General features: G+C 30.8%; 5 protein-coding genes and 1 pseudogene. 5 read left to right on the top strand and 1 reads right to left on the bottom strand.

What is annotated here, in order from left to right; translation table 11 throughout:
- Positions 1–152: 152 nt before the first annotated feature.
- From VK998_RS12635 to VK998_RS12615, 5 genes and pseudogenes are all read left to right on the top strand, one after another.
- A pseudogene (locus tag VK998_RS12635) lies at positions 153–1,223 on the top strand (alanine/glycine:cation symporter family protein); the annotation flags it as partial.
- A 110-nt stretch (positions 1,224–1,333) separates the two neighbouring features.
- The gene (locus VK998_RS12630; protein WP_325228945.1) at positions 1,334–1,972 is read left to right on the top strand and encodes a cyclodeaminase/cyclohydrolase family protein; all 639 of its coding nucleotides are present in this window, start codon (positions 1,334–1,336) and stop codon (positions 1,970–1,972) included.
- A 96-nt stretch (positions 1,973–2,068) separates the two neighbouring features.
- Positions 2,069–3,211 (top strand): aminotransferase class V-fold PLP-dependent enzyme, encoded by a 1,143-nt coding sequence (locus VK998_RS12625; protein ID WP_325228943.1) that lies wholly within the window; start codon positions 2,069–2,071, stop codon positions 3,209–3,211.
- Between the two features lie 16 nt (positions 3,212–3,227).
- Complete coding sequence (locus VK998_RS12620) at positions 3,228–3,746, top strand: DUF4446 family protein (RefSeq protein WP_325228940.1); 519 nt, start codon at positions 3,228–3,230, stop codon at positions 3,744–3,746.
- 13 nt (positions 3,747–3,759) lie between these two features.
- Complete coding sequence (locus VK998_RS12615) at positions 3,760–4,647, top strand: diacylglycerol/lipid kinase family protein (protein ID WP_325228937.1); 888 nt, start codon at positions 3,760–3,762, stop codon at positions 4,645–4,647.
- 49 nt (positions 4,648–4,696) lie between these two features.
- Here VK998_RS12615 and yyaC read toward each other — a convergent pair.
- Positions 4,697–4,940, bottom strand: a 244-nt coding sequence (gene yyaC, locus VK998_RS12610) for a spore protease YyaC (protein WP_325228934.1), incomplete at its 5' end; no start/stop codon positions are given.

Below are 4,940 nucleotides of genomic sequence, written 5' to 3'. Positions count from 1 at the left end.
ATTGCGGGATCGACGTTGAACCCGAATGCCTGAAGCCCGAAATTACCGCCGAACGAGAACTCCTCCAGGAGCCTGACGCTGAAATCCAGCGCCCCTTCGACGGCCGTGCTATCCATGATATCGACCGAAAAATATGAGTCGTAGCAACTGGAGGCCCAGGAGCTATATTTTGGATGTGGATTAGTGCATTCCTAGGAATGGGAACCATATTTGGTGAAGCCGTTTTAGCACAAAAATATGTTGATAGAATTGATGGAGAGGTTACAGGCGGACCTGCTTTTTATTTAAAGAATGGAGTTAATAGTAAATTCTTAGCTGGTTTTTTTGCTGTAGCAATTATTATAGCCTTAGGTTTTGTTGGAAACATGGTACAATCAAATTCTATTGCAGTAGCATTAAATACAGCTTTTAATGTACCTACATGGATAGCCGGAGTTGTTGCTGCAATCTTTGCAGCTTTAGTATTTGTTGGCGGAATGGAAAGAATAGCTTCATTTACTGGTATTGTAGTACCTTTTATGGCTATTTTATATATTGTAGGTAGTATAGTAATTATAGTTTTAAACTATACTCAAATAATTCCAGCATTTAAAATTATAATCAGTTCTGCTTTTTCAGCAAGAGCAGCAGTAGGAGGAGCTATAGGAGTTACTGTTAAAGAAGCAGTTAGATATGGTATTTCAAGAGGTTTGTTTTCTAACGAAGCAGGTATGGGTTCTACACCACATGCACATGCAGTAGCTAAAGTAGACCATCCAGCAGAACAAGGTTTAGTTGCAATTTTTGGTGTTATATTCGATACATTAGTCATATGTACTATTACAGCATTGATAAATATTACAACTGGTGCTTATGAACAAGGATTAACTGGTATCGAAATGACTCAAGCAGCATTTAGTCTTGGACTTGGAAATTTTGGTAGCAAATTTATAGCTGTTAGTTTATTTTTCTTTGCTTTTTCCACTATAATTGGGTGGTATTACTTTGGAGAATCTAATATTAAGTATTTATTTGGTAAAAAAGGAATCAATGTTTATAGGGTAGTAGTAATTATTTTTATAATATTAGGTTCAATCCTTAGTGTAGATCAAGTTTGGCCAATTGCTGATTTATTCAATGGTCTCATGGTAATACCAAACGTTATAGGTTTACTTATATTATCACCTCAAGTAATAACAGTACTAAGAGATTATGAAAATAATTTTTTAATAAATAGGAAGTAGTTATTAACTTGATTAAGCTGTCCATCTATAATATAATTAGTTAAGATAGAGTTTAGCTTCATGGTTAATTCCATGAGAAATTTTACAAATATTAAAAGGGCGGTGATTTGATGTTAATGGATGAAAGTATAAGAAACTATATTCAAAATGTTGCATCTAAAGAACCTACTCCAGGGGGAGGCAGTGTTGCTGCTTTAGCAGGGAGCCTAGGGTCTGCGTTAACAGCTATGGTAGGGTATTTGACAATTGGAAGAAAAATGTATGAAGAATTAGATAATGAAGCTAAAAAGGAAATGGATAATAATTTTGAAGAATTAAAGAAAAGTATAGAAAAACTTAACTATATTGTTGATGAAGATACAAAAGCCTTTGATAAAGTCATGGAAGCATTCAAACTACCTAAAGAAACAGATGAAGAAAAGAAAAATAGGTCTCAAGCAATACAAGAAGGATATAAAGTAGCTTTGGAAGTACCACTAAGATGTGCTGAAGAATGCTTTAAGGTATTAGAACTTCAAAAAATATTTGCAGATTATGGCAATGTAAACGCTATAACTGACGTAGGAGTAGGAGCACTTTTAGCAGCGACTGGTCTTGAAGGAGCACTTTTAAATGTTAAAATAAATTTAAATAGTATAAAAGATCAGGAATATAAAAACAAAATGGAACAGAAGATAGACAATTTATTAAAAGAAGGAACTGAAATAAAAGAAGAATTAATGAAAACTGTATATAAAAGATTAGGATAAAGGATGCTCTTAGGAGCTCCTTTTTTTATTTCTTTTATCATTTAACAATAGTAGGAATATGATATAATTAGGATATAAAAAATGGAGGTGGATTAGTTGGTATATTTTGATAATGCAGCAACATCTTTTCCAAAACCAGATAAAGTTTATGATTCTATTATGAAAGCTATGAAAGAGTACGGAGCTAATCCAGGAAGATCAGGTCATAAATTAGCGTTGAAACTTGGAAGAGAAATATTTGAAACAAGAGAATTATTAGCAAAATTATTTAATATTAAAAATCCTATGAATTTAATATTTACTTTTAACTGTACAGAAAGTTTAAACATTGGAATTAAAGGTATATTAAATAAAGGGGACCATGTTATAACTACATCTATGGAGCATAATTCTGTACTAAGACCTCTTAAAGCACTAGAAAAAGAAGGCATAGAGATTACTATTGTTAGAGGAGATTCTGCAGGAAGAATAAACCCAAAAGATATAGAAAAAAGTATTAAAAAGAATACTAAGTTAATAATAACAACCCATGTTTCCAATTTAACAGGGACTATTATGCCTATTAAAGAGATTGGTAATATTGCTAAGGATAATGGTATTTATTATCTTGTAGACGCTGCACAATCGGCGGGAGTATATTCTATTGATGTAGAGAAGATGGGCATAGATATATTAGCGTTCCCAGGACACAAAGGCCTTTTAGGACCTCAAGGTACAGGAGGGCTATATATTAGGGAAGGATTAGCAGTAAAGGAAATCACTCAAGGAGGGACAGGCAGTATATCCCATTTATTAGAGCAACCAGATATATCGCCAGATAGATATGAAAGTGGAACACCAAACGGACCAGGAATAGTTGGACTAGGAGCAGGAGTAAAATACATTCTTGAAAATGGAATAGAAAACATAAGAAAGCATGAAGAAGATTTGACTAAATATTTTATTGAAGAGATAACAAAGATTAAGGATGTTAAGGTATATGGACCATTAAATATAGAAGAACAGGGAGCTGTAGTTCCAATCAATATAGGAGATGAGGATTCTTCTGAAATTAGCTATATATTAGATCAAAATTATGACATAGAAGTAAGACCAGGACTTCATTGTGCTCCTATTGCTCATAAAACAATAAATACTTTTGAACAAGGGGTTGTTAGATTCAGTTTTGGTCCTTTCAATACCCATGATGAGATTGAATTAGGAATAAAAGCTATCAAAGCAATATCTAAAGAGCTATAGGAAAGGAGTTAATTAAATGGAACAAATTATAAAATTTATTGAAATATATAATGTAGAAATAACTTTTGGTACATTGGTAGCTTTTATAGTTCTACTAATATTATATTTGATATCTGAAATAAGAATATCTAGAATCAAAAAAAAATACAATGAACTTGTACACGGTATAGAAGGAGTCAATATTGAAGAATTATTAATCCAAAATGGATATAGAATAGAGCAATTGAGAGATGACTTTTCAGATTTATATAAGAAAGTAGATAATTTAGATACAAAATTAACCTTTGCTATTCAAAAGGTAGGATTTATTAGATATAATGCTTTTGCTGATATGGGTTCTGAACTTAGCTTTTCTATTGCATTTTTAGATAATTTTTTAAATGGTTTTGTATTGACAAGTATTTATGGTAGAGAACAGTCTGCCTGCTATGCAAAACCAATAAAAAATGGAAAATCAGTATATCCCTTATCAGTAGAAGAAATACAAGCTATAGATCGAGCAATTAAAGGAGAATCAAACATAAAATCTATATAAATCAGGAGGACTTATGGATAAGATACTTTTTATAATAAATCCCATAGCAGGTGGGGGAAGAGCAGAACAAATAGCACCAATGATTGAGAAATTGATGAAAGATATAAAAATAGATTATAATATTGTATTTACTAAAAAGCCAAAGGATGCAATAAAGATATCTAAAGAAGGCTTAAACAAAGGTTATAACAAGATAGTTGCAGTAGGTGGAGATGGTACAGTAAATGAAGTGGCTTTAGGTATATTAGAATCTGGAAAAGGTACATTAGGGATAATCCCTAGTGGAACCGGCAATGATTTAGCTCGTACTTTAAATATACCTTTTAATTTAGAAGAAGCTATTAGCGTAATAACAAAAGGAGCTAACAAGAAAATAGATGTAGGAGTAGTAAATAAAGATTTATTTTTAAACATTGCAAGTATTGGATTTGACTCGGAAGTGGTAAAAAACACTGAAAAAATAAAACAAAAAATAAAATCTAGTATAGCTTATTTTATTTCTGTAATAATTACTTTATTTAATTTTAAGCATTTAAATATAAAATTAGAAATAGATAATACTTTAGTAGATAAGAATATTTTCCTAGTTGCAGTAGGTAATGGAAAATATTATGGTGGTGGCTTAAAGATACTACCCATGGCTTTAATAGAAGATGGATATTTTCATGTATGTGTAGTAAATAAAATGTCTAAACTTAAATTGCTTATTTTATTACCAACTATTTTAAAAGGAAAACATATAAAATATAAAAAATATGTAGAAATATTTAAAGCAAAAAAAGTAAAGATTATAACAGAGAATAAAACATATTTAAATATAGATGGAGAAGTCAAAAACATAGAAAATGAAACTCTTTTCACTATAAAAGATGAGAAATTATCTATTTTTGTAAATAATTAAATACTTGAACAATCAATAAAACCCTGCCTAGAGAATAGAAAATAAAAAACTAGGAGGGATTTTTTTTATAGAATTTATTATCATAAAATTTGTAAAGTACTCTATGGATACTTTTAGAAATAGTTTCAGCCATATTCATGACTAAACTTAGCCTTGTATTCTGTAATATCATATATTCCATCATCCCTCCAACATTAACAACACCTGTAATGCTAATATTTCCTGTTGAAGGTAGATTTTTATTTACCCCTAGGCCAGGTTTTAAAGGCCCCTCTTTAATATTTATATAGCCT

This window comes from Schnuerera sp., assembly GCF_035459645.1.
Lineage (GTDB): Bacteria > Bacillota > Clostridia > Tissierellales > Tepidimicrobiaceae > Schnuerera.
Note: the sequence above shows the minus strand (reverse complement) of the source record. Positions and strands in the feature narration are given on the sequence as shown.